Annotated in this window: 24 protein-coding genes and 2 tRNA genes; 15 read left to right on the top strand and 11 right to left on the bottom strand. The window is 70.4% G+C overall.

Annotation, left to right across the window (positions count from 1 at the left end; genetic code table 11):
• Nucleotides 1-40: 40 nt before the first annotated feature.
• From HEP81_RS13965 to HEP81_RS13950, 4 genes are all read left to right on the top strand, one after another.
• Entirely contained in the window at nucleotides 41-2,944 is a 2,904-nt protein-coding gene (locus HEP81_RS13965; protein WP_078967566.1) for a UPF0182 family membrane protein, read from the top strand.
• A gap of 41 nt (nucleotides 2,945-2,985) precedes the next feature.
• Nucleotides 2,986-3,059: transfer RNA gene (locus HEP81_RS13960), tRNA-Met, on the top strand.
• 241 nt (nucleotides 3,060-3,300) lie between these two features.
• Nucleotides 3,301-5,112, top strand: a complete 1,812-nt coding sequence (locus tag HEP81_RS13955; RefSeq protein ID WP_051850446.1) for a tetratricopeptide repeat protein — start codon at nucleotides 3,301-3,303, stop codon at nucleotides 5,110-5,112.
• A gap of 87 nt (nucleotides 5,113-5,199) precedes the next feature.
• A tRNA-Met gene (locus tag HEP81_RS13950) sits at nucleotides 5,200-5,273 on the top strand.
• Between the two features lie 155 nt (nucleotides 5,274-5,428).
• Here the strand turns inward: HEP81_RS13950 and HEP81_RS13945 are convergent.
• Nucleotides 5,429-5,845, bottom strand: a complete 417-nt coding sequence (locus HEP81_RS13945; protein ID WP_037660123.1) for a Fur family transcriptional regulator — start codon at nucleotides 5,843-5,845, stop codon at nucleotides 5,429-5,431.
• Nucleotides 5,846-5,990: 145 nt separating this feature from the next.
• Between HEP81_RS13945 and HEP81_RS13940 the strand changes: the two genes are divergently transcribed.
• Complete coding sequence (locus HEP81_RS13940; protein ID WP_037660125.1) at nucleotides 5,991-7,445, top strand: catalase; 1,455 nt, start codon at nucleotides 5,991-5,993, stop codon at nucleotides 7,443-7,445.
• Nucleotides 7,446-7,541: 96 nt separating this feature from the next.
• On the opposite strand, the gene HEP81_RS13935 is transcribed toward HEP81_RS13940, so the two are convergent.
• Complete coding sequence (locus HEP81_RS13935; protein ID WP_037660126.1) at nucleotides 7,542-7,949, bottom strand: CBS domain-containing protein; 408 nt, start codon at nucleotides 7,947-7,949, stop codon at nucleotides 7,542-7,544.
• Between the two features lie 148 nt (nucleotides 7,950-8,097).
• Nucleotides 8,098-8,898 (bottom strand): histidinol-phosphatase, encoded by an 801-nt coding sequence (gene hisN, locus HEP81_RS13930; RefSeq protein ID WP_037660128.1) that lies wholly within the window; start codon nucleotides 8,896-8,898, stop codon nucleotides 8,098-8,100.
• A 209-nt stretch (nucleotides 8,899-9,107) separates the two neighbouring features.
• Here hisN and HEP81_RS13925 point away from each other — a divergent pair, with 209 nt between their 5' ends.
• Nucleotides 9,108-9,701, top strand: a complete 594-nt coding sequence (locus HEP81_RS13925; RefSeq protein WP_037660129.1) for a TetR/AcrR family transcriptional regulator — start codon at nucleotides 9,108-9,110, stop codon at nucleotides 9,699-9,701.
• 266 nt (nucleotides 9,702-9,967) lie between these two features.
• On the opposite strand, the gene HEP81_RS13920 is transcribed toward HEP81_RS13925, so the two are convergent.
• The 6 genes from HEP81_RS13920 to HEP81_RS13895 form a co-directional block, all read right to left on the bottom strand.
• On the bottom strand, nucleotides 9,968-10,348 hold the full coding sequence (locus HEP81_RS13920; protein WP_243279415.1) for a hypothetical protein: 381 nt from the start codon (nucleotides 10,346-10,348) through the stop codon (nucleotides 9,968-9,970).
• Between the two features lie 83 nt (nucleotides 10,349-10,431).
• A protein-coding gene (locus tag HEP81_RS13915) for an IS5 family transposase (protein ID WP_106980134.1) occupies nucleotides 10,432-11,306 on the bottom strand; the annotation gives its coding sequence in 2 pieces (ribosomal slippage) (nucleotides 10,432-10,968 and nucleotides 10,971-11,306; 873 coding nt in all).
• Nucleotides 11,307-11,350: 44 nt separating this feature from the next.
• A complete protein-coding gene (locus HEP81_RS13910; protein ID WP_037660172.1) occupies nucleotides 11,351-11,674 on the bottom strand; it encodes a DMT family transporter in 324 nt (107 codons plus the stop codon).
• Between the two features lie 84 nt (nucleotides 11,675-11,758).
• Nucleotides 11,759-12,769, bottom strand: coding sequence for a ribosome small subunit-dependent GTPase A (gene rsgA / locus HEP81_RS13905; protein WP_037660174.1), 1,011 nt, complete (start codon nucleotides 12,767-12,769; stop codon nucleotides 11,759-11,761).
• Between the two features lie 11 nt (nucleotides 12,770-12,780).
• Complete coding sequence (gene aroA / locus HEP81_RS13900) at nucleotides 12,781-14,097, bottom strand: 3-phosphoshikimate 1-carboxyvinyltransferase (RefSeq protein ID WP_037660175.1); 1,317 nt, start codon at nucleotides 14,095-14,097, stop codon at nucleotides 12,781-12,783.
• Nucleotides 14,098-14,192: 95 nt separating this feature from the next.
• The gene (locus HEP81_RS13895) at nucleotides 14,193-14,915 is read right to left on the bottom strand and encodes a M50 family metallopeptidase (protein WP_037660176.1); all 723 of its coding nucleotides are present in this window, start codon (nucleotides 14,913-14,915) and stop codon (nucleotides 14,193-14,195) included.
• Between the two features lie 50 nt (nucleotides 14,916-14,965).
• Here HEP81_RS13895 and HEP81_RS13890 point away from each other — a divergent pair, with 50 nt between their 5' ends.
• The 8 genes from HEP81_RS13890 (at nucleotide 14,966) to HEP81_RS13855 (ending at nucleotide 22,469) form a co-directional block, all read left to right on the top strand.
• Nucleotides 14,966-15,781, top strand: a complete 816-nt coding sequence (locus HEP81_RS13890) for an SOS response-associated peptidase (RefSeq protein ID WP_037660178.1) — start codon at nucleotides 14,966-14,968, stop codon at nucleotides 15,779-15,781.
• A gap of 91 nt (nucleotides 15,782-15,872) precedes the next feature.
• On the top strand, nucleotides 15,873-16,499 hold the full coding sequence (locus HEP81_RS13885; protein WP_037660182.1) for an alpha/beta hydrolase family protein: 627 nt from the start codon (nucleotides 15,873-15,875) through the stop codon (nucleotides 16,497-16,499).
• A 310-nt stretch (nucleotides 16,500-16,809) separates the two neighbouring features.
• Complete coding sequence (gene sigR, locus HEP81_RS13880; protein ID WP_037660184.1) at nucleotides 16,810-17,505, top strand: RNA polymerase sigma factor SigR; 696 nt, start codon at nucleotides 16,810-16,812, stop codon at nucleotides 17,503-17,505.
• Nucleotides 17,502-17,804, top strand: a complete 303-nt coding sequence (rsrA, locus tag HEP81_RS13875; protein WP_037660188.1) for a mycothiol system anti-sigma-R factor — start codon at nucleotides 17,502-17,504, stop codon at nucleotides 17,802-17,804. Before sigR ends, rsrA begins: the two co-directional genes overlap by 4 nt.
• Nucleotides 17,805-18,020: 216 nt before the next feature.
• Nucleotides 18,021-19,001, top strand: a complete 981-nt coding sequence (locus HEP81_RS13870; protein ID WP_037660283.1) for a tetratricopeptide repeat domain-containing protein — start codon at nucleotides 18,021-18,023, stop codon at nucleotides 18,999-19,001.
• 72 nt (nucleotides 19,002-19,073) lie between these two features.
• Nucleotides 19,074-19,724, top strand: coding sequence for a peptide deformylase (gene def / locus HEP81_RS13865; protein ID WP_037660190.1), 651 nt, complete (start codon nucleotides 19,074-19,076; stop codon nucleotides 19,722-19,724).
• Between the two features lie 289 nt (nucleotides 19,725-20,013).
• Entirely contained in the window at nucleotides 20,014-21,099 is a 1,086-nt protein-coding gene (gene cyc1 / locus HEP81_RS13860) for an epi-isozizaene synthase (RefSeq protein ID WP_106980008.1), read from the top strand.
• Nucleotides 21,096-22,469, top strand: a complete 1,374-nt coding sequence (locus tag HEP81_RS13855; protein ID WP_037660192.1) for a bifunctional albaflavenone monooxygenase/terpene synthase — start codon at nucleotides 21,096-21,098, stop codon at nucleotides 22,467-22,469. Before cyc1 ends, HEP81_RS13855 begins: the two co-directional genes overlap by 4 nt.
• Nucleotides 22,470-22,516: 47 nt before the next feature.
• Here the strand turns inward: HEP81_RS13855 and HEP81_RS13850 are convergent, their stop codons facing one another.
• Complete coding sequence (locus tag HEP81_RS13850) at nucleotides 22,517-23,479, bottom strand: GlxA family transcriptional regulator (protein WP_037660193.1); 963 nt, start codon at nucleotides 23,477-23,479, stop codon at nucleotides 22,517-22,519.
• A gap of 92 nt (nucleotides 23,480-23,571) precedes the next feature.
• Between HEP81_RS13850 and HEP81_RS13845 the strand changes: the two genes are divergently transcribed.
• Nucleotides 23,572-23,814: a hypothetical protein gene (locus HEP81_RS13845; protein WP_078967568.1), complete on the top strand. Its 243-nt coding sequence runs from the start codon at nucleotides 23,572-23,574 to the stop codon at nucleotides 23,812-23,814.
• On the opposite strand, the gene HEP81_RS13840 is transcribed toward HEP81_RS13845, so the two are convergent.
• Entirely contained in the window at nucleotides 23,727-24,737 is a 1,011-nt protein-coding gene (locus tag HEP81_RS13840) for a ribonucleotide-diphosphate reductase subunit beta (protein WP_037660197.1), read from the bottom strand. The genes HEP81_RS13845 and HEP81_RS13840 overlap by 88 nt on opposite strands.
• Nucleotides 24,738-24,793 lie beyond the last annotated feature (56 nt).

The following is a 24,793-nucleotide window of genomic DNA, read 5'->3' as shown; positions in this document are numbered from 1 at the left end:
ATCGAGAGCGAATTTCGAGGGGCGCACCTTGGCTTTCCAGATGCCGGACCGCGGCCAGGGCCCAGTGGGGCCACGGACGGGGGCGGGCCGACCATCCCGGCGGGTCAGGGTCCTGCTCCTGACGCTGGGCGTGCTCGCCGTCCTCGGTATGACATTCAGCATGTTCGCCGGCTTCTGGACGAACTGGCTGTGGTACCGGTCGGTGCACTACTCGTCCGTGTTCAGCACCACACTGTGGACGAAGATCGGGCTGTTCTTCGTCTTCGGTCTGCTGGCGGCGTTCATGGTCGGCCTCAACATCTGGCTGGCCCACCGGCTGCGGCCCCCGCTGAGCGCCATGTCCATGGAGCAGCAGAGCCTGGACCGCTACCGGATGGGTCTCGCGCCGTACAAGACCTGGCTGCTGGTCGGCGTCTGCGCCCTGGTCGGGCTGATCGCGGGCGCCTCGGCGGCCGGCCAGTGGCGCACCTGGCTGATGTGGGTGAACGGCGTCTCCTTCCACCAGAAGGACCCCCAGTTCCACCTCGACATCTCCTTCTACGCCTTCGACCTGCCCTGGTTCCGGTTCCTGCTGGCCTTCGGCTTCGCCGCCGTCATCCTGTGCCTGATCGCCGCCGCCTTCACGCACTACCTGTACGGCGGACTGCGCCTGACCAGCCCCGGCGCCCGCGCCACCGCCGCCGCGACCAGCCATCTCTCGGTGCTGCTCGGCCTGTTCGTCGCCCTCAAGGCGATCGCCTACTGGCTCGACCGGTACGGCCTGGCGGTGAAGTCCAGCGACTTCAAGGCGACCGGCGACTGGACCGGTCTGCGCTATGTCGACGCCAACGCCTATCTGCCGGCCAAGACGATCCTGTTCTGTATCGCCGTCATCTGCGCCCTGCTGTTCTTCGCCACCCTGTGGCGGCGCACCTGGCAGCTGCCCGTCATCGGCTTCGGCCTGATGGTCCTGTCGGCGATCCTGATCGGCGGGCTCTACCCGGCGATCGTGCAGAAGTTCCAGGTCGAGCCCAATGAGCAGGCCAAGGAAGCCCCGTACGTCCAGAAGAACCTCGCGGCGACCCGCGAGGCGTACGGCATCGACGACACCAAGGTCACCCAGTACGACGGCAAGTCCACCGCCTCGGACGACGCCAAGCTGCGCGCGGACGCGAACGACGCGGCGAGCATCCGGATCATGGATCCGAACATCGTCTCGCCCACGTTCGAGCAGGCGCAGGAGATGAAGGACTACTACAGCTTCCCGGCCAACCTGGACGTCGACCGCTATCCCACCAAGGACGGCAAGCTCCAGGACACCGTCATAGGTCTGCGCGAGCTGAATCTGAAGGGCATCCCGAAGCACAACTGGATCAACGACCACTTCCGTTACACGCACGGCTACGGCGTGGTCGCCGCCAAGGGCACCGAAGCCGACGACGGCCAGCCCGTCTTCACCGAGTACGACCTGCCCTCCAAGGGCGATCTGGGCACCTACCAGCAGCGGGTCTACTACGGCGAGAAGACCACCACCTACTCGATCGTCGGCGGTCCCCAGAAGGAGATCGACCACCCCACCGACGACAACGGCGAGGTGACCACCAGCTATGCGGGCAAGAGCGGGGTGAACCTCGACAACCCGCTCAACCGGGCCGCGTACGCGATGGCGTTCAACGAGCCGCAGATCCTGTACTCCGGCGCGATCGGCAAGGGCTCGCGGATCCTGTACAACCGCACGCCCAAGGAGCGCGTCGAGGCGGTCGCCCCCTGGCTGACCATCGACGGCGACGCCTACCCGGCCGTCGTCGACGGCCACATCCAGTGGATCGTCGACGGCTACACGACGTCGAACGGCTACCCGTACTCCTCCCGTACGACCCTCGGCGACACCACGGCCGACTCGCTGACCGCCGCCAGCGACAACCGCAGCGTGGTGGCACCGCAGAACCAGGTCAACTACATCCGCAACTCGGTGAAGGCGACCGTCGACGCCTACACCGGCGAGGTCAAGCTGTACCAGTGGGACACCCAGGACCCGGTGCTGAAGACCTGGATGAAGGCGTTTCCCGGCACGGTGCTGCCGAAGAGCGCGATCTCCCCGACCCTGCTGTCCCATCTCCGGTATCCCCAGGACCTGTTCAAGGTCCAGCGCGAGCTGCTCACCCGCTACCACGTGACGGATCCGCAGACCTTCCTCACCGGCAGCGAGGTGTGGCAGGTGCCCGACGACCCGACCAACAAGTCGGGTGACGCGGTGCCGCCGTACTACCTGAGCATGAAGATGCCCGACCAGAGCAAGCAGGCGTTCTCGCTGTCGACGACGTTCACGCCGACCGGCCGGGACAACCTCAGCGCGTTCATGTCGGTCGACTCCGAGGCGGACAGCAGCGACTACGGCAAGATCAGGATCCTGAAGCTGCCGACCAGTACGACGGTCGACGGCCCCAAGCAGGTCCAGAGCCAGTTCAACTCCGAACAGGACGTCGCCGCCGCGATCAAGTACCTCAAGGGCGGAGACTCGGCGGTCGAGTACGGCAATCTGCTGACCGTGCCGCTGGACGGCGGACTGCTCTACGTGGAGCCGGTCTATGTACGCGGCGGGGGACTGAAGTACCCATTGCAGCGCAAGGTGCTGGTCACCTACGGGGACCGGCCGCCGGCGTTCGAGAACACCCTCGGCGAGGCGCTGGACAAGCTCTTCGGCACCAGCTCCGCCGCGGCGGGCCCGCCGGACACCGGCACCAAGGCCCCGCCCGCGGCGAGCGATCCGGGCGTCCAGCAGGACCTGGCCGACGCGCAGAAGGCGTTCGACGCGGGGCAGCGGGCACTGAAGCAGTCCGGCGGCCCCGACTGGGACGCGTACGCGAAGGCGCAGAAGGATCTCAAGGCGGCCCTTGAGCGGGCCCAGGACGCGCAGAAGCAGCAGAAGCCGGACCAGTCGAAGCAGCCGAAGCAGAAGGGCTGATCAAGACCGCCCCGCGCCGTGATACGGTTGGCTCACAACGGCGCGGGGTGGAGCAGCTCGGTAGCTCGCTGGGCTCATAACCCAGAGGTCGCAGGTTCAAATCCTGTCCCCGCTACTGAAATACGAAGGCCCGGATCCTCTAAGGATCCGGGCCTTCGTGGTGTGTGAATCCGGTGATCCCGGTGAACTGACGGTGTGCGAACACAAGTTGGGGAAGGAGCCACCGCCGCGCGCCGCCGTGAGGAGTTCGGCGCTGTGTGTTTGACTTGTCGTCCTGTGGGCATGTCGACAAAACGCTGAAGTGACCTCACGGGGTGGGGTATACCGGGTGTACCCAGGTTGCGGGTGGTGCGACGATGGACGTTATGGGGGACAAGGCAACTCTGTTCGAGTCAGGGCGATTTGTACAGACTTTCGGTGAGGGGCCGGCCCGCGACGAGGTGGGCGACATGGCCGACGCCGACGACGAGGTACGCCTCGCGCTCGCCGCGCGCAGCGGTGACGAGGAGGCCGCCAGCGTCCTCGGTGCCATGCTGCTGCGCCGCGGCGACCTCGACGGTGCCGAGACCCATCTGCGGGCCGCCACCGCGGCCGGTGACCGGGCCGCCGCCAACAACCTCGGTGTCCTGCTGCATCAGCGGGGATACGGCGAGGAAGCCGCCGGATGGTGGCGGATCGCCGCCGTCGCCGGTTCCGCCGCCGCCGCGCACGCGCTCGGCCGCTACCACCGCGAACGCGGGGACGAACCCGCCGCCGAGTACTGGCTGCGCCAGTCCGCCGAGCAGGGCCATGTCCTCGGCGCCTACGCGCTCGCCGATCTGCTGGAGCACCGCGGGGACGCGGCGGCCGGGCACTGGATGCGGCTCGCCGCCGAGCGCGGGCACCGGGAGGCGGCCTACCGGATGGCGCGCTCGCTCGACCGGGGGGCCGAGGACCGGGGCGAGGACGGGGGTGACAACGCTGTCGCGGAGGCCGAGCAGTGGTACCGGCAGGCCGCCGCGCGCGGGCACCGGCGGGCCGCGCTGCACCTCGGGGCGATCCTGGAGCAGCGCGGGGAGCTGAAGGAGGCCGGGCGCTGGTACCTGACCTCCGCCAAGGACGGCGAACCGCGGGCCGCCTGCGCCCTCGGCTTCCTGCTGCGGGACGCCGGGGACTCCGAGAGCGCGGCCGTCTGGTGGCTGCGCGCCGCCCAGGAGGGCGACGGCAACGCGGCCAACGCGCTCGGCGCGCTGCACGCCGAGCGGGGCGAGACCCAGACCGCCGAGCGCTGGTACCGGGCGGCGCTGGACGCGGGGGACGACAACGGCGCGTACAACCTCGGGCTGCTCTGCGCCGAGCAGGGGCGCACCGCGCAGGCCGAGCAGTGGTACCGGCGCGCCGCGTACGCCGGGCACCGGGAGGCCGCGAACGCGCTGGCCATCCTGCTGCTCCAGGTCGGCGACACCTCCGGCGCGGAGCCGTGGTTCTCCAAGGCGGCCGAGGCGGGCAGCGTGGACGCGGCCTTCAACCTCGGCATCCTGTACGCGGGGCGCGGCGAGGAGGCGATGGCGCTGCGCTGGTACGAGCGGGCGGCCTCGGCCGGGCACACCGAGGCCGCGCTCCAGGTCGGCATGGCGCGGCTGCGCGAGCGCGACGAGCGGGCGGCCGAGCGGCATCTGCGCTGCGCCGCGGGCGGCGGCAGCGCGGAGGCGGCCTACCGGCTGGCTGCCCTGCTGGACGCCCGCCGCCCGCCCCGGCCCGCGCACGAGCTGGGGGAGAGCGTGCACGAGAAGGCCGAGTGCGAGGAGTGGTACGAGCGGGCGGCGCAGCAGGGCCACCGCCGGGCCCAGGTGCGGGTCGGCATGCTCGCCTCCGCGCGCGGCGATGTGGTCGAGGCGGCGCGCTGGTACCGGGCGGCGGCCGAGGCGGGATCGCGCAACGGCGCGTTCAACCTCGGGCTGCTGCTCGCCCGTGAGGGCAGCGAGCCGGAGGCCGTGGTGTGGTGGACGCGCGCGGCGAACGACGGCCACGGGCGGGCGGCCCTTCGCCTCGCCCTGGTCTGCGCCCGCCGCGGCGACTTGGACGAGGGGCAGCGCTGGGCGACGCGCGCGGCGGAGCTCGGACCCGCCGAGGTCACCGAGCGGGCTGGCCGGCTGCGGGACGCGCTGCGCGAGGAGCTGTCCGCGTGACCGGCCCCGCCGGCAGTGGCCCTGGTCACTCGGGGTCGAATGGATTTGCCTTCGTCGGCTTCTCCCGCGTAATGTCGTGTTCACCGACGCGGGGTGGAGCAGCTCGGTAGCTCGCTGGGCTCATAACCCAGAGGTCGCAGGTTCAAATCCTGTCCCCGCTACTGAAGGCCGAGGGCCGGAATCCAGAAATGGGTTCCGGCCCTCAGTCGTTTCCGGGTCAGCGCGCCGGAGCAAGAGTGAAGACTGCCGGTGCAAGAGAAAGCGCCGGAGCAAGAGAAAAGGGGGCTCGCGCCCCCTGACTCTTCCGGCCCTCCGGTTACGCGCCCGCACACTCCGGGCACAGCCCCCGGTACGTCACCTCGACATCCGACACCGTGAAGCCGAAGCGCTCGGTGTCGGGGAGGTCCGCCAGCGGGTTGCCCGTGGGGTGCACATCGCGGATCGCGCCACAGCGGGCGCAGACCAGGTGGTGGTGCGGCCGGTGCGCGTTCGGGTCGTACCGCTTGGCGCGCTTGTCCGTCGAGACTTCCAGCACCTCGCCGAGCGTGACCAGCTCGCCCAGCGTGTTGTAGACGGTCGCCCGGGAGATCTCCGGCAGCTTGGCGACGGCCCGTGAGTGGACCTCGTCGGCCGTCATATGGACATGCTCGCCGTCGAGGACCTCGGCCACCACGCGTCGCTGCGCGGTCATCCGCCATCCGCGTCCACGCAGCCGTTCCAGAAGGTCGCTCATGGCTACCAGCCTAACAGCAAGGGGGACCAGGACGGGAATAGGTGTGAGATTGGAACTCTGTTTGACTTGGACTTAGTCCAATGTAGGATCAGGAACGGCTTTGGCCAAGGGACAGGATTGGCCGGCGTAGACGCAGGAGGCGTACGTGACGCAGGGACCGCTCACCACGGAGGCCGGTGCTCCGGTCGCCGACAACCAGAACAGCGAGACGGCGGGCGTCGGCGGCCCGGTGCTGGTCCAGGACCAGCTGCTGCTGGAGAAGCTGGCCCACTTCAACCGCGAGCGCATCCCGGAGCGGGTCGTGCACGCTCGCGGCGCCGGCGCCTACGGCACCTTCACGGTGACCGCCGACGTCACGCCGTACACCAGGGCCGCCTTCCTCTCCGAGGTGGGCAAGGAGACCGAGGTCTTCCAGCGCTTCTCGACGGTGGCCGGGAACCTGGGCGCGGCGGACGCGGTCCGCGACCCGCGCGGTTTCGCGGTGAAGTTCTACACCGAGGAGGGCAACTACGACCTCGTCGGCAACAACACCCCGGTCTTCTTCATCCGGGACGCCATCAAGTTCCCCGACTTCATCCACACCCAGAAGCGCGACCCCTACACGGGCAGCCAGGAGGCCGACAACGTCTGGGACTTCTGGGGGCTGTCGCCGGAGTCGACGCACCAGGTGACCTGGCTGTTCGGCGACCGCGGCATCCCGGCGTCGTACCGGCACATGGACGGCTTCGGCTCGCACACCTTCCAGTGGAACAACGAGGCGGGCGAGGTCTTCTGGGTCAAGTACCACTTCAAGACCGACCAGGGCATCAAGAACCTCACCGCAGGTGAGGCCGCGGTGCTCGCGGGCACGGACCCCGACTCCCACCAGCGCGATCTGCGTGAGTCGATCGAGCGGGGCGAGTTCCCGAGCTGGACCGTGGGCGTGCAGATCATGCCGGCGGCGGACGCGGCGTCGTACCGTTTCAACCCGTTCGACCTGACCAAGGTGTGGCCGCACGCGGACTACCCGGTCATCGAGATCGGCAGGCTGGAGCTGAACCGCAACCCGCAGAACGTCTTCGCCGAGGTCGAGCAGTCGATCTTCAGCCCCTCGCACTTCGTGCCGGGCATCGGTCCCTCGCCGGACAAGATGCTCCAGGGCCGGCTCTTCGCGTACGGCGACGCGCACCGCTACCGCGTCGGCATCAACGCGGACCATCTGCCGGTCAACCGCCCGCACGCCACCGAGGCCCGCACGCACTCCCGTGACGGCTTCCTCTACGACGGCCGGCACGGCGGCGCCAAGAACTACGAGCCCAACAGCTTCGGCGGACCCGCGGGGACCGGCCGGGCGCTGTGGCAGCCGTACGACGGATTCGCTGCCGGCACCGGCGACCACCCGACCCCGCGGCACGCCGAGGACGACGACTTCGTGCAGGCCGGGAATCTGTACCGGCTGATGTCGGAGCAGGAGAAGGAGCGGCTGATCGCCAACCTCGCCGGGGCGATCTCCCAGGTCTCGCGGGAGGAGATCGCGGAGCGCGCGATCGGCAACTTCGCCGCCGCGGACGCCGACTTCGGCAAGCGCCTGGAGTCGGCGGTGCGGGCACTGCGCGACTGAGACGGCGGCACCCGTCCGCCGGGCGGGCCGGACCCCTGGTGCTCGGGGTCCGGCCCGTTCGTCATGTCCGGGGCCCCTCGCGCTCCCGACGCGTGCTCAGGAGCCCGCCCGGGCCAGCGGGGCGGGCTCGCGGGCCGAGGACCAGCAGCGGATGATGTCCCGGACCGAGACGATCCCGGCGACCTCGCCCCGATCGAGGACGATCAGATGCCGGAAGCCGCCGTGCGCCATGGCGCGGGCGGCGTCCTCCAGTGTCCAGGTGGGCGCCGCGAAGACGACGTCGGTGGTGGTGTGGGCGTGGGCGCGCTCGGTGTCGGGGTTCTGTCCGAGGCCGACGGAGTTGAGGATGTCGCGCTCGGTGAGGATGCCGATGCCGCCGGCGTCCGGGTCGAAGACCACGGCGGCACCGATGCGCCGGGCGGACATCAGGGTTGCTGCTTCTCGGAGGGTGTGGGCGGGGCCGAGGGTGAGGATCACCGTGCTCATGGCGTCGCGGACCAGCATGGGTGGGGCCACCTCCTGGGATCCAGGGACCTTGTCCCCGGATTCACAAATTCACAAGTGGGGGTGACTTCAGAGTCTCAGGTCAAGGCCGGGTCAACAAGAGGGCGCGCGTGGTCCGCCGGGGGCGTGCGCAAGCGTCCCGCCTGTCTCACTGGCGCCGGTTGAGATACCCCAGCAACTCGTCGTGCAGCAGGCCGTTGGACGCCGCCGCGTTGCCGCTGTGGGGTCCCGGGCGGCCGTCGAGCCCGGTGAAGGCGCCGCCCGCCTCGGTGACGACGATGGCGGGGGCGGCCATGTCCCACAGGGACAGCTCCGGCTCCGCGCAGATGTCCACGGAGCCCTCGGCGACCATCATGTAGGGCCAGAAGTCGCCGTACGCGCGGGTGCGCCACACCTGGCGGCTGAGGTCCAGGAAGCCGTCGAGGCGGTCCTGCTCCTCCCAGCCGGACAGGGACGAGTAGGCGAAGGAGGCGTCCGCGAGGGTGTTGACCCCGGAGACGTGGATACGGCCCGCGGCGGTCAGATTGCGGCCGGTGAAGGCGCCATGGCCCTTCGCGGCCCACCAGCGGCGGCCGAGCGCCGGGGCGGAGACGAGGCCCACTACGGGGTGGTAACCGCCCTCGCCCGCCTCCATCAGCGAGATCAGCGTGGCCCACACCGGGACGCCGCGCACATAGTTCTTGGTGCCGTCGATCGGGTCGATCACCCAGCGCCGGGGGCCGGTGCCCTCGACTCCGTACTCCTCGCCGAGGACCGCGTCTTTGGGGCGGGCGCGCTTGAGCTGGCCGCGGATGAGTTCCTCGGCCGCCTTGTCCGCTTCGCTCACCGGCGTCATGTCCGGCTTCGTCTCCACCTTCAGGTCCAGGGCCTTGAAGCGGTCCATGGTGGCCGCGTCGGCCGCGTCCGCGAGGACGTGGGCGAGACGGAGGTCGTCGAGGTAGTCCGGCATGCACGTCACGCTATCGGCTGGGCGGGTACGGGAGCCACCGGGGGCGTACGTGTGTCGAACCGGCCGTGCGCGGCGCCCGTGAAGGCGTGAGCGACCGCCGTGCGTCCGCGCGCGGTACAGGGCCTTCCGCTCCCGGCGAGCAACCCCTTGACATCATCCGAAAGTCCGTCAAATCTGGGCGGAACGCCGTTGACTCCAGGGAGACGACGATGGCTGGTGCCCGGGAATCCTTGCTGGACGCCGCCGGCGCGGCGCTGGCGCGCCGGCCGTGGTCCGCGGTGCGCATGGTGGAGGTGGCCGCGGCGGCGGGAGTGTCCCGGCAGACCCTGTACAACGAGTTCGGCGGCAAGGACGGCCTCGCGCGGGCGCTGGTGCGGCGGGCGGCCGACGGCTATCTCGCCGGTGTGGAGCGCGCCCTCGCGGGCGGCGGTGGCGACTGGGAGCGGCTCACCGCCGTCGCCGAGTGGACGGCGGCCGCGGCCCAGCAGGACGCGCTGGTACGGGCGTTGCTCACCGGCTGCTGGAGCGAGCGGCTCCCCGCACCGCCCCGGGCCCCCGCCCCGGTACCGGCGCAGCGCCGCCCGGAACCGCCGCTCCCCTCGCCGCCCGAACTCGTACGGATCGTCCGCGACCGCGCCGTCGCCGCGCTGTCCGGCCCCGGCACGACCCCCGCCGCCACCGTCGGACTGGCCCGCTCCTGCGAACTGGTGGTCCGCCTCGCCCTGTCCTGCGTCACGGCGCCACCGGGGGAGAGCGGTATCGCCGGCCTGATCCGGACCGCCGCACCCCGCACGGCGTTCTGACCGACCCCAACCGCCGTCAGTGCGGGGAACTTCGGAGGTACCGGGCCCCGTGGGGCCGCGGCCGGCCACCCCGCTCATGGGCCGCGTCGGACCGGTCCGCCGGAGCCGACAGGGCGTCCATCGCGCGCAGCCGTCGCGGACCGGCCGGCACCTCCGCGCGCCGTGCCGAGGACTTCATCCAGCGCGGCCGCCGGGGGAAGGCGGTATCGCCGGCCTGTTCCGGATCGCCGCACCCCGCACGGCGCTCTGACCGGCCCCAACCGCCGTCAGCACGGGGAACTTCGGAAGTACCGGGCCCCGTGGGGCTGCGGCCGGCCACCCCGCTCATGGGCCGCGTCGGACCGCTCCGCCGGAGCCGACAGGGCGTCCATCGCGCGCAGCCGTCGCAGACCGGCCGGCACCTCCGCGCGCCGTGCCGAGGACTTCATCCAGCGCGGCCGCCGGGGGAACATCGCCCGCGTCGCCCCGGTGGCGCCCATGTAGTTCGGCCAGAGTGTCCACGTGTCGTAGGCCCACAGGACGCGCCCCGCGCGGCGGGCCCGCGACCAGAGCGGCCGCCCGAAGAACGGCTCCCACGTGCCCCCGAGCCGGGCGGCGACCAGCCGCCGTCCCGGCGCGAAGCCGTCCACTCGGCACTGGCGCCGCACCCGCCGCAGATCAGCGGAGATGCCGGGCCGGGGCCCCGCCCTGTGTCACGTCGGCCGCCTAGGGCGTGTTGTGAAAGTGCTGGTCAAAGCCACTCGTTGATGGCTGCGACCAGCACTGTCGCTTCGTAGCGGACGGCGAGTTTGTCGTACCGAGTGGCGACGGCCCGGTGGCGTTTGAGCCGGTTGATCCCGCACTCGACCGCGTGCCGCTGCCTGTAGTCGTCCTTGTCGAACGCCGGTGGACGCCCGCCGCGCGAGCCGCGCTTGAGGCGGTTGCGGACGCGGTCCGCAGGGACTGGGATGGTGGCTTTGATGCCGCGTCTGCGCAGGTAGGAGCGGTTGCTGCGGGAGTCGTACGCCTTGTCGGCCCGCACCCGGTCCGGCCTCTTGCGCGGCCTGCCGAGTCCCAGCCTCGGAACCCGGATGGCTTCCAGGACCGCTTCGAACTGCGGGGAATCGCCCCGCTGTCCAGCCGTGATCACGACGGACAAGGGCTTCTGCCCCTGCTCGACCGCGAGGTGGATTTTGCTGGTCAGCCCGCCGCGGGATCGTCCGAGACCGTGGTCGGCCGGCTCGACGAAGATCCCGCCGGGCGGTTCCTTCTGGAGATCCCCCTTTTCACCGCGCCGGCAGCGTGCTGGTGAGCCCGGCAGACGGTGGAGTCGACGTTCACGTCCCAGGTGACCAGGCCCTCCGCATCGGCCTCGGCCTGGAGCTGGGTGAGGATCCTCGCCCAGGTGCCGTCCCGCTGCCAGCGCCGGAACAGGTCATAAACCCGGTCCCACGGCCCGTAGCGTTCGGGCACGTCACGCCATGGGGCACCGGTCCGGGTCCGCCACCGTATGCCGTCTATCAGCTGCCGCCGCGTCCACACCTGCGGACGACCCGGCTTGATGCCTTGCGGCAGCAACGGCTCAAGCCGGGCCCACTGGCCGTTCGTCAGATCCCCACGTCCCACGAAAGGTGATCATCAACGAACAAGATCCACTTTCGCAACAGACCCTAGTGGCTCGACCCCGACAGCTGCAAGCCGATGATCCCCACGATCACGAAGCTGATCGAGACGATCTTCAGGGTGGAGACCAGATCGCCCAGGAAGATCATGCCGTAGATCGCCGTGCCGGTCGCGCCGATGCCGGTCCAGACGGCGTACGCGGGGCCGACGTCGAGTTTGCGCAGCGAGAGGGTCAGCAGGCCGAAGCTGCCGAGCGCGAAGGAGGCGAAGGCGATGGTCGGCCACAGCCGGGTGAAGCCGTGGGATAGCTTGAGGCACACGGCGAAGCCGGTCTCCAGCACTCCGGCCACGATGACCAGCAGCCACGCCATGCGCTGTCCTCCCGTTGATCCGGATCTCCGGTCCGGTGCGATTATGCACTTGCCGCGCCGCGGCCCGGGCAAACAACGCGAAGGTCAGTCGCCCTCCGTGCGCTCCCGCGTCGCCAGCAGCCGCCGCAGCGAGTACAGCCGCGCCGGATCCGCGTGCCCCGCCGCCACCCACGCGTCCAGCGCGCAGTCCGGCTCGTCGTGGCTGCACGCGCGCGGGCAGTCCGCCGTACCGGGCTCCAGGTCCGGGAAGGCGTGGATGACCCGGGACGGATCGATGTGCGCCAGGCCGAAGGACCGTACGCCCGGAGTGTCGATCACCCAGCCGTCGTCGCCCGCCAGTGGCAGCGCCAGCGCCGAGGTGGTGGTGTGCCGGCCGCGCCCCGTCACCGCGTTGACGTGTCCCGTCGTACGCCGCCGCTCCTGCGGCACCAGCGCGTTCACCAGCGTCGTCTTGCCCACGCCCGAGTGCCCCACGAACGCGGTGATCCGCCCGTCCAGCAGCTCCCGCACCCGGTCCGCCGCGTCCCCGTTCTCCAGCTCCTCGCGGCTGGTGACCACATACGGGATGTCCAGATGGCCGTACAGCTCCAGGAGTTCGTCCGGCGCGGCCAGGTCGGACTTGGTCAGCACCAGCAGGGGTTCGAGCCCCGCGTCGTACGCCGCGACCAGACAGCGGTCGATCAGCCGGGGCCGCGGCTCCGGGTCGGCGAGGGCCGTGACGATCGCCAGCTGGTCGGCGTTGGCGACCACCACGCGCTCGTAGGGATCGTCGTCGTCCGCCGTGCGCCGCAGCACCGAGGCCCGCTCCTGGATCCGGACGATCCGCGCGAGCGTGTCCTTCATGCCGGTCAGATCGCCGACCAGCATCACCCGGTCCCCGACCACCGCCGCCTTGCGGCCCAGCTCCCGTGCCTTCATCGCCATCACCACCCGGTCCTCCACCAGGCAGGTCAGCCGCCCCCGGTCCACGGTCAGGACCAGCCCCTCGGCCGCGTCCTCGTGCTTGGGCCGGATGTTCGTCCGCGGCCGGTTGCCCTTGCGGTTGGGGCGGGAGCGGATGTCGTCCTCGTCGGTGTGCTTGCCGTAGCGGCGCATGGCGTGTGTCCCTACTGCCCGAGCATCCCGGTCCACAGCTCGGGGAAGTCCGGCAGGGTCTTGGCCGTCGTCCCGATGTTCTCGATGCGTACGCCCTCGACCGCCAGGCCGATGATCGCGCCGGCGGTGGCCATGCGGTGGTCCTCGTAGGTGTGGAAGGTGCCGCCGTGCAGAGCGCGCGGGCGGATGTGCAGACCGTCGGCCGTCTCCGTGACGTCACCACCGAGCTCGTTGATCTCCTTGGTGAGCGCGGCCAGCCGGTCCGTCTCGTGCAGCCGCAGATGGGCCACCCCGCGCAGCGTCGAGGGGGAGTCGGCGAGCGCGGCGACGGCCGCGATGCCCGGGGTCAGCTCGCCGACGTCGCTCAGGTCGACATCGATGCCGTGGATCGCGCCGGAACCGGTGAACACCAGCCCGAACTCGGTGAGTTCGCAGGTGCCGCCCATCTCGGAGAAGATCTCCCGCAGCCGGTCACCCGGCTGGGTGGTGCGCTCCGGCCAGTCCGGGATCAGCACCTTGCCGCCGGTCACCAGGGCCGCCGCCAGGAACGGCTGCGCGTTGGACAGATCCGGCTCGATGGTCAGGTCCCGGCCGAGCAGCGCGCCCGGCGTCACCCGCCACACGTTCGGCTCGCCGCCCGACTCCGGGGTGTCCACCTGGGCGCCGACCGCGCGCAGCATGTCCACCGTCATCCGGATGTGCGGCATGGAGGGCAGGCTGGTGCCGGTGTGCCGGACCTCGACGCCCTGGTTGAAGCGGGGGCCGGAGAGCAGCAGCGCGGAGACGAACTGCGAGGAGGACGAGGCGTCGATCGACACCGGGCCGCCGTCCAGCGCCCCGCCGCCGTGCACGGTCAGCGGCAGCGCGCCCCGGCCGTCGTCGTCGATCCGCGCGCCGAGCCCGCGCAGCGCGTCGATCACACCGTGCAGCGGACGCTCGTACGACCGCGGGTCGCCGTCGAACCGGACGGGGCCGTCGGCCAGCGTGGCCACCGGCGGCAGGAAGCGCATCACGGTGCCCGCGTTGCCGACGTCCACCGTGGCCGGGCCGTGCAGGCCGGTCGGCAGCACCCGCCAGGCCTCGCCGGTGCCGTCGGGGCCCACACCCTCCTCGATCTCCACGCCCATCGCGCGCAGGGCACCCGCCATCAGCAGGGTGTCCCGGGAGCGCAGCGGGCGGCGCAGCCAGCCGGGCTCGGAGGCGAGGGCGGCCAGCACCAGGGCGCGGTTGGTGACCGACTTGGACCCCGGCACATGGACGGTGGCGTCGACGGCGGCGCTCGCGTGCGGAGCGGGCCAGAGGGCGGAGGAGGCGGTGTTCGGGGCCATGGGCCCACTTTATAAGGAGGGCGGGGCCGCAACCTTCCGGCGACCGCCCCTGCGTCCGGGACGAACGGCCCGTGGACCCCGGCGGCCGGGTGTCCTCAGACCTCCAGCAGCCAGCGCCCGCCGCCGATCAGTGAGCACAGGGACACGGCGTGGAACAGGAACAGCCACAGGGCCGCCGGGACATGCGTCAGCCGGGACAGCTGGTCCGCGTCCGAGTCGCCGGCCTCGCCCCGGCGCCGCTTGCTCTGCAACTCGAACGGCGGTCGTACGCCCCCGAACAGCAGGAACCACACCACCGCGTACGCGAACGCCGCCTGCACCTGCGGCCCCGCGAGCCACGACACCAGGAGGAACGCCCCGCCCGTGAGCACCACGGTGAGCACGCCGTACGCGTTGCGGATCATCACCAGCATCACCGCGAGCAGGGCCGTGGCCGCCCACAGCAGCAGTGTGATGCGGCCCGCGGCGAGCAGGGCCGCGCCGCCGAGACCGAGCAGCGAGGGCGCGATGTAGCCCGCGGCGGCGGTGAGGATCATGCCGAGCCCGTACGGCTTGCCCCGGCTCACCGTGAGCCCGCTGGTGTCGGAGTGCAGCCGGATACCGGTGAGCTGCCGGCCGGTGAGCAGGGCGATCAGTCCGTGGCCGCCCTCGTGCGCGATCGTGATCGCGTTGCGCGACACCCGCCACAGCGGATGCGGTACGACCACCACCAGGGCGGCGGCGAGGGTGGCGAGCACCACCCACAGATCGGGGTCGGGCTGGATACCGGTGAGCCGGTCCCAGAGGCCGGACGGCGCGAGGGCGGCGAGGTTGTTCATGTGTCCGAGTGGCTCCCTGGTGGCGGGCGGAGTCTGGCAGTGTGGCACGTATGTGCGGACGGTATGCAGCCAGTCGTGGGCCCGAGGACCTCGCCAGAACCTTCGGGATCGAGAGGTGGGAAGCCGAGGAGACCCTGGAGCCGGACTACAACGTGGCCCCCACCAAAGAGGTCCACGTCGTGCTCGACCGTCCCTTGAAAGACGCGGACTCTCCGCGTCCGGTTCGCCAGCTGCGCACGCTCAGGTGGGGACTGGTGCCGTCCTGGTCGAAGAGCCCCGAGGGCGGCGCCCGGATGATCAACGCCCGCGCGGAGACCGTGCACGAGAAGCCGTCCTTTCGCCGTGCCCTCGCCGCCCGCCGCTGCATCGTGCCCGCCGACGGCTACTACGAGTGGGTGACCGGACAGCAGGAGCGCGAGCTGGAGGTCGAGGGGCGCAAGAAGCGGCCCCGCAAGCAGCCGTACTTCGTGCTGCCCGCCGACGGCTCCGTGTTCGCGATGGCCGGCCTGTACGAGTTCTGGCGCGACCGCACGCTGCCCGAGGACCACCCCCGGGCCTGGTGGGTCACCTGCTCGGTGATCACCACGGAGGCCGAGCGGACCCCGCTGGCCGTGGCCCCCGCCGACGGACCGCGCTCGCTCGCCGACATCCACCCCCGGATGCCGCTGATGCTCACCCCGGACCGCTGGGACGCCTGGCTCGACCCCTCCCGCACCGACCCCGAGGAACTGCGGGACCTGCTCGCCCCGCCCCCACCCGGCCTGATGCGCGCCTACCCGGTCGCCACCGCCGTCAGCAACGTCCGCAACAACGGCCCGGAGCTGCTGAAGGAGCTGGAAGCCCCCGAAGAGGGCACACTCTTCTGAGGGCCTCCCTTTCGGATCTTGTCGGGGTCGCGGGGTCAGCGACAAGACACCGTCACTCGGAGCCGACCTGATCCGAAAGAAAGGCCCTAGCGTGATCGAGATTGTCGAGACCGACGCCGGAACCGCCCGCATCACCTGGCACCGGGCCACCGAGCCCCGGGCCGTCCTCGCGCTGAGCCATGGCGCGGGCGGTGGGATCGAGGCGCGCGACCTCCAGGCGATCGCCGGGGTCCTGCCCGGACACGGGGTGAGCGTGGCCCTCGTCGAACAGCCCTGGCGGGTCGCGGGCAAGAAGGTGGCGCCCGCCCCGAAGACGCTGGACACCGGATGGCGCGGGATCTGGCCCGCGCTGGCCGGCATGGAGCTGCCGGTGATCTCCGGCGGCCGCAGCGCCGGCGCCCGCGTCGCCTGCCGTACCGCCCGCGAACTGGGCGCCCGCGCCGTCCTCGCCCTGAGCTTCCCGCTGCACCCGCCGGGCAGGCCCGAGAATTCCCGCGCGGACGAACTGCTCGGCACCGGTGTGCCCACCCTCGTCGTACAGGGCGGCAACGATCCCTTCGGCGGGCCCGCCGAGTTCCCCGAGGGTGATTTCCGGATCATCGAGGTGCCTTACGGCGACCACGGCTTCGCGATCCCCAAACGCGCCGGGATCGGCCAGGAACGGGCCCTGGAGGTCATCACCGACGGGGTCGTCGAGTGGACCGCGTCACTCGTGTGACCCCCGGGAATGCCGCGCGCAGCAGCGCTGTTGTCACGCACAGAAGTGCTGAGGCCTCGGCACCGACGTCGTGGGAAGGGAAGTCCGCCGCATGGGTTCGACCGTATGCCCGCCCGCCGCCCACCACCGCCCTTCCGAGGACGCGCTGGGCGCGGCACCTTTTGAGTCTCCCCAGAACAGCTCCGAGCTGGCCTGGACGGTGTTCCACGCGCCCAAGGCCGCCTCAATTCGAGGGGCGGCGGGTACGGGTCGTGTTCTATCCTCCGAATCGAGTGGGACCACTCTCGGTCCTGCCCGGGATCTTGAGGAGGTGGGTCCGGTCACAGGGACCGACGCGGGGACCGACAACGGCCAGGCGGAAGAGCCCGAGGGCCGGGGCACGAGCGCGGAGGCGTCCGCCGAGTCGACCGCGGAGCGCAGCGCGCGCTTCGAGCGGGACGCGCTCGAGTTCCTCGACCAGATGTACTCGGCCGCCCTGCGCATGACGCGCAACCCGGCCGACGCCGAGGACCTCGTGCAGGAGACGTACGCCAAGGCCTACGCCTCCTTCCACCAGTTCCGCGAGGGCACCAACCTCAAGGCGTGGCTGTACCGGATCCTCACCAACACCTTCATCAACTCGTACCGCAAGAAGCAGCGTGAGCCCCAGCGTTCCGCCGCGGAGGAGATCGAGGACTGGCAGCTCGCCCGAGCCGAGTCGCACATGTCGACGGGGCTGCGCTCCGCCGAGTCGCAGGCGCTCGACCATCTGCCCGACTCGGATGTGAAGGAAGCGCTCCAGGCGATCCCCGAGGAGTTCCGCATCGCCGTGTATCTCGCGGATGTGGAGGGGTTTGCCTACAAGGAGATCGCGGACATCATGGGGACACCCATCGGTACGGTGATGTCCCGGCTGCACCGCGGCCGCCGTCAACTGCGCGGCATGCTGGAGGACTACGCCCGTGAGCGCGGGCTGGTCCCGGCGGGCGCCGGGGAGTCGGACGAAGCGAAAGGCTCGGGCTCATGAGCTGCGGAGAGCCGCACGAGACGGACTGCGGTGAGGTCCTGGACCATCTGTACGAGTTCCTCGACAGCGAGATGCCGGACGTCGATCGCGACAAGTTCCGGCACCACTTCGAGGAGTGCTCGCCGTGCCTGGAGAAGTACGGCCTGGAAGAGGCCGTGAAGAAGCTGGTCAAGCGGTGCTGCGGCCATGACGACGTGCCCGCCGACCTGCGCGCCAAGGTCATGGGACGACTGGACCTGATCCGCTCGGGACAGCCCGCGCCCGACCACGACATCACCTCCACGGCCCAGGACAACTGAGGCCGCGCGCCGTCCGCGCCCGCACCCTCCCGTCGAGCCCGCCCGGCTTCGCTCCGGCTCGGGCGAGACGTACGGCACTGTCTGATCCCGCCCGCACCTGGGTAACCCATGGGTAATGAGCGCCGTTCCCACCGCACGTGGTTGGATGCGAGGGAGAGGGCGCCTGGGGGCACAAGCCAGCCCACTGTGCGGAACTGGAACTGGCAGGCGGGAATCGTGAGGATCTTCGGCAAGGGACGGCACCGGCCCTCCGCCTCCTGGCGGCAGGCCACCGACCGCGCGTTCACGCTCATCGGCGACGGCCGGTACGAGGACGCGGGCGAACTGCTGACCCGCGCCGCCGACCTGGAACCCTGGCTGTCGGAGTCCTGGTTCAACCTCGCGCTGCTGCACAAGTTCCGGCACGACTGGGAGCAGGCCCGCGCCGCCGGGCTGCGCGCCGTCGCCCTCCTCGACCGCGAGACCGGCGCCCCCGACTGGTGGAACGTGGGCATCGCCGCGACCGCTCTCCAGGACTGGCCGCTGGCCCGCCGCGCCTGGCAGGCGTACGGCCTGAGGGTGCCCGGCGGCGCGACCGCCGCCGGGGAACCGCTCGGCATGGAGCTGGGCAGCGCGGCCGTACGGCTCTCCCCGGAGGGCGAGGCCGAGGTGGTCTGGGGCCGCCGGCTGGACCCCGCGCGGATGGAGGTGCTGTCCATCCCGCTGCCCTCCTCGGGGCGGCGCTGGGGCGAGGTCGTGCTGCACGACGGTGTCCCGCACGGGGAGCGCACCACGTCCGCCGGGCACAGTTACCCCGTCTTCGACGAGATCGAGCTGTGGGCGCCCTCGCCCGTGCCCACCTGGGTGGTCCTCCTGGAGGCGGCCACCGAGGCGGACCGGGACGCGCTGGAGCAGCTGGCCGCGGACGCCGGGTTCGCCGCAGAGGACTGGTCGTCCTCGGTGCGGCTGCTGTGCCGGATGTGCAGCGAGTCCCGGATGCCGTCCGACGAGGGCGAGGGGGAGCATCTGGACCCCCACGACCACAGCGAACCGGGCCACCCGGGCCCCCTGGGCCACCGCACGGACGGGCAGCTGTGGGTGCCGGAGCGGGAGTGCGGGGTGGCCGCGCCGCCTTCGCTGGTGCGGGGGCTGCTGGACGGATGGGTCGCCGACAGTCCGGATTCGAGGGACTGGCGGGATCTGGAAGAGGTTTGCTGAGCAGCGGGTGACCGGCCCCTTTAGGCTGTACACGCAGAATTTTCCAGGCTTGCAGGAAGGCGTACGTCGGTCATGGCGCAGCAGGACACCGATCAGCAGCACGCGGGCGTGCTCCCCGTCGACGACGAGGGCTATGTCGTGGACACGGAGGACTGCGAGGAGCGCGAGAGGGCCTGGCGGGAGAGCGGCACCTCGCGGCCGATCACGGTCGTCGGCAATCCGGTGCTGCACAAGGAGTGCAGGGACGTCACCGAGTTCGGCGAGGAACTGCGGCAGCTGGTCGCCGACATGTTCACCAGCCAGCGCACCGCAGAGGGCGTGGGCCTGGCCGCCAACCAGATCGGCGTCGATCTGAAGGTCTTCGTCTACGACTGCCAGGACGACGAGGGCGTGCGGCACGTGGGCGTGGTGTGCAACCCGAAGCTGGTCGACCTGCCCGCCGAGCGGCGTCGGCTCGACGACAGCAACGAGGGCTGCCTGTCGGTGCCCGGGGCCTACGCCGAGCTGGCGCGTCCCGACTACGCCGAGGTGACCGGCCAGGACGAGCAGGGCAACCCGATCAAGGTCCGCGGCACCGGATACTTCGCACGGTGTTTGCAGCACGAGACCGACCACCTCTACGGCTACCTCTACATCGACCGGCTGTCCAAGCGTGACCGCAAGGACGCGCTGCGGCAGATGGGCGAGAACGAGCCGCGCTACCCCGTGGTCGCCAACGACTAGGCCCTGTCGGGCCCTTGGGCGCCGGGCCGGGAGCACTCCCGGCCCGGCGCCCTTCTTCTTGCCCTTCTTCGCGCATCAGTGCGACGCACAAATGGTCGTTTCTGTGACGCTGGTGATCATTAATCAGTCACGCAGGGGAGGAATCTCGGCACCATGGGGTAGTGAGGGGCGCAAATCCGTTCCCACGGCGGTCAGTTGTGGTGCTGAATGGGAAGTGCGGGATAGGCAACGAGACGTACCGGCCCCACCCGAGCGGGTGCGTATCCGGTGGCTGAGAGGGGTTTGTTCTGTGCAAGCTTTCCCACGCAGCACCACAGAGACGACGACGGCGGTCGTGGTACCACCCTCACTGGCACTCCCGGTGATCGAGTCCGGCTTTCCCCGGCGGCTGCATCCGTATTGGCCGCGGCTCCAGGAGAAGACCCGGCTGTGGCTGCTGGAAAAGCGGCTGATGCCGGAAGACAAGGTGCGGGAGTTCGCCGACGATCTGCGCTACACCGACCTCATGGCGGGCTACTACACGGACGCCCGCGACGAGGTGCTCCAGGCCATAGCGGACTACAGCGCCTGGTTCTTCGTCTGGGACGACCGGCACGACCGCGACATCGTGCACGCGCGCACGGGCGACTGGCGGCGGCTGCGCCACCGGCTGCACGCGGCACTCGACGCACCCCGGCACCATCTGCACCACCCGGACCCGTTGGTCGCCGGGTTCGCCGACAGCGTGCTGCGGCTCTACGGCTTCCTGCCGAGCACCTGGAACCAGCGCTTCGCCCGGCATTTCCACACGGTCATCGAGGCGTACGACCGTGAATTCCGCAATCGCACCCAGGGATATGTGCCCGGCGTCGACGAGTATCTCGCCCTGCGCCGGCTCACCTTCGCGCACTGGATCTGGACGGACCTGCTCGAACCCAGTGCCGGATGCGAACTCCCCGATGGCATAAGGCGAAACCCCTCCTATCGCCGGGCCGCATTGCTCAGTCAGGAATTCGCCGCCTGGTACAACGATCTTTGCTCGCTCCCGAAGGAAATAGCGGGCGATGAGGTACACAATCTCGGCATCAGTCTCATCACCTATGAGGGGCTGACGCTCGAAGCGGCGGTCGACAATATCAGGCGGCGTGTCGAGACCTGCATCGACGAATTCATCGCAGCCGAACGCGAAGTACTCAGGTTCGCGGATGCACTGGCCGACGGCACGGTCCGCGGAAAGGAATTGAGCACCGCCGTCCGTACCTGCGTCGGCAATATGCGCAACTGGTTCAGCTCGGTCTACTGGTTCCACCACGAGTCCGGCCGTTACATGGTGGACAGTTGGGCCGACCGCTCCACACCCCCGTACGTCACCAACGAAGCGGCAGGTGCGAAATGACCGTAGAGTCCGTGCAGCCCGAGACCTCAGCCGACCCGGTGGAGCTGCGTGAACCACCCCTGGCCGGCGGCGCCGTCCCGGTCTTCGGGCACGGCCTCCAACTGGTGCGCGATCCGCTGGACTTCATGTCCTCGCTGCGCGCCCACGGCGACATCGTGCGCCTCCGGCTCGGCCCCAAGACCGTGTACGCCGTCACCACCCCGGACCTGACGGGCGCGCTCGCCCTCAGCCCCGACTTCAAGATCGACGGCCCGGTGTGGGAGTCGCTGGAGGGCCTGCTCGGCAAGGAGGGCGTGGCCACCGCCAACGGCCCCCTCCACCGCCGTCAGCGGCGCACCATGCAGCCCGCGTTCCGGATGGACGCCATACCCAACTACGGCCCGATCATGGAGGAGGAGGCGCACGCGCTGACCGAGCGCTGGCGCCCCGGCACCCCCATCGACTGCACCTCGGAGTCCTTCCGGGTGGCGGTGCGGATGGCCGCCCGCTGCCTGCTGCGCGGCGACTTCATGGACGAGCGCGCCGAGCGGCTGAGCACCGACCTCGCCACCGTCTTCCGCGGTATGTACCGCAGGATGGTGGTGCCGCTGGGGCCCCTGTACAAGCTGCCGTTTCCGGCCAACCGCGAATTCAATCGCGCATTGGCCGATTTGCATCTGCTCGTGGACGAGATCGTCGCCGAGCGGAGGGCATCTGGTCAAAAGCCGGACGATTTGCTGACGGCATTGCTGGAAGCGAAGGACGACAATGGGGAGCCCATCGGGGAACAGGAGATCCACGACCAGGTCGTCGCGATAATCACCCCCGGCGCCGAAACGATCGCGTCCACGATCATGTGGTTGCTCCAGGCGCTGGCGGAACACCCTGAGCATGCCGAGAAGGTGCGCGCCGAGGTGGAATCCGTGACCGGCGGCCGACCCGTCGGATTCGAGCACGTCCGCTCCCTCAGGCACACCAACAATGTGATCCTTGAGGCCATCCGGCTGCGCCCCGCCGTATGGATTCTGACGCGCCGGGCGATCACCGACACCGCGCTGGGGGAGTATCGCATTCCGGCCGGGGCCGACATCATCTACAGCCCGTACGCCATTCAGCGCGACGCCCGCTCGTACGACCGCCACCTCGACTTCGACCCGGACCGCTGGCTTCCGGAGCGGGCCAAGGAGGTGCCGAAGTACGCCATGAGCCCCTTCAGTGTCGGCAACCGCAAGTGTCCCAGCGACCACTTCTCCATGGCCCAGCTGAGCCTGATCACCGCGGCGATCACGGCGAAGTACCGCTTCGAACCGGCCGACGACAGCGACGACTCCGTCCGCGTGGGCATCACACTGCGCCCGGACAATCTGCGGCTGCGGCCGCTGCCCTGGTGAGACATCCCGGGTGACGCCGGGAGGGACGTGCCGCTACCGGCGCGTGTTCAGGCGGCCTGCGGGCCCCGGAACGCGCGCCGGTAGGCGTTCGGGGTGGTACCGAGCGCCCGTACGAACTGGTGGCGCAGCGCGGCCGCCGTACCGAACCCGGTGCGCGCGGCGATCGCGTCCACCGTCTCGTCGGTGCCCTCCAGCAACTCCTGGGCCCGCAGCACCCGTTGACGCAGGATCCAGCGGTACGGCGTGGTCCCCGTCTCCTGCTGGAAGCGCCGGGCGAAGGTACGCGGCGCCATATGGGCGCGGGCGGCGAGCTGTTCGACGGTCACCTCCAGATCGAGGTGCTCCTCCATCCACACCAGCACCTCGCCGACGGTGTCGCACGGGGCCTTGGGCAGCGGCCGTTCGATGTACTGGGCCTGGCCGCCGTCCCGGTGCGGGGGCACCACCATCCGGCGGGCGATCTTGTTGGCGACCTCGGGGCCCTGCTCCTTGCGGACCAGATGCAGACAGGCGTCGATGCCGGCCGCGGTGCCCGCGGAGGTGATCACCGGGTCCTCGTCCACATAGAGCACGTCCTGCTCGACGGCGAGCCGCGGATAGCGCCGGGCCAGCTGCTCGGCATGGTGCCAGTGCACCGCGCACCGGCGCCCGTCCAGCAGCCCCGCGGCGGCCAGCACGAACACCCCCGAGCAGACGCTGAGCACCCGGGCGCCCCGCTCCACGGCCCGGCGCAGCGCCGCGAGCAGCTCGGGCGGATAGTCCCGGTCCGCATAGCTCTCACCGGCCGGTACGGCGATCAGATCGGCCTCTTCCAGCCGCTCCAGGCCGTGCGGTGTGGACACGGTGAACCCACAGTGGGTGCCGAGGTCCGGCCCCTCGGCCGAGACCACGGCGAAGTCGTACACCGGCAGTCCCTCGTCGCTGCGGTCGATGCCGAACACCTCGCAGACCACGCCCAGCTCGAAGGGGTGCACTCCGTTCAGCAGCACGGCGGCCACGTTCTTGAGCATGGCCCCAGTGTGCCTCAGGGCTGGCAGTAATTCGAGGGTGCCCGGCAGTCCTGCCACTCCCGGTCAGCAGTGTCCGGCAGGACAGTAGTGGCATGACTGGAAACCAGATCCAAGGCCTGATCGGAATGACCGCGACCCTCGGGATCCTCGTCCTCCTGGTCCTTCCCTCCGTGCTCGGCATCCTGCGCGAGCGGCGCATCGACCGGCAGATCAGGAAGGCCCAGGAGGCCCATGGGGAGAAGGAGGCTCAGAAGTCCTCGTCCAGGTCGACGGTGCCCTCCACCGCCACCTGGTACGCCGACGGGCGGCGCTCGAAGAAGTTGGTCAGCTCCTGAACACCCTGGAGCTCCATGAAGGAGAAGGGGTTCTCCGAGCCGTAGACCGGCGCGAAGCCCAGCCGGGTCAGACGCTGGTCGGCCACGCACTCCAGGTACTGCCGCATGGAGTCGGTGTTCATGCCCGGGAGGCCGTCACCGCACAGGTCGCGCGCGAACTGGAGCTCGGCCTCGACGGCCTCCCGCAGCATGTCGGTGACCTCCTGCTGGAGCTGGTCGTCGAACAGCTCCGGCTCCTCCTTGCGGACGGTGTCGACCACGTCGAAGGCGAAGGACATGTGCATCGTCTCGTCGCGGAACACCCAGTTGGTGCCGGTGGCCAGGCCGTGCAGCAGACCGCGGCTGCGGAACCAGTAGACGTACGCGAAGGCGCCGTAGAAGAACAGGCCCTCGATGCACGCGGCGAAGCAGATCAGGTTCAGCAGGAAGCGGCGGCGCTCCGACTGCGTCTCCAGCCGGTCGATCTTGTCCACCGAGTCGATCCACTTGAAGCAGAACTCGGCCTTCTCGCGGATCGAGGGGATGTTCTCGACGGCCGCGAAGGCCGCCGCGCGGTCCTCCGGGTCGGGCAGATAGGTGTCCAGCAGCGTCAGATAGAACTGGACGTGCACCGCCTCCTCGAACAGCTGACGGCTCAGGTAGAGCCGCGCCTCGGGGGAGTTGATGTGCTTGTACAGCGTCAGCACCAGGTTGTTGGCGACGATCGAGTCACCCGTCGCGAAGAACGCGACCAGGCGGCCGATCAGATGCTGCTCGGCCGGGCTGAGCTTCGCGAGGTCGGCGACGTCCGAGTGGAGGTCGACCTCCTCCACGGTCCAGGTGTTCTTGATGGCGTCCCGGTAGCGCTCGTAGAAGTCCGGGTAGCGCATCGGACGCAGGGTCAGTTCGAAGCCCGGGTCGAGCAGATTCTGGTTGCGGATCATTGCTTTCGGCGCGAAGCGCCGTCCTCCAGGGGTGGTGGTCGGGTGGCGGGTGGGAA

Source organism: Streptomyces griseofuscus, assembly GCF_014673495.1.
In the GTDB taxonomy this organism is placed as follows: domain Bacteria; phylum Actinomycetota; class Actinomycetes; order Streptomycetales; family Streptomycetaceae; genus Streptomyces; species Streptomyces murinus.
This window is presented reverse-complemented; position numbering and strand designations above follow the sequence as displayed.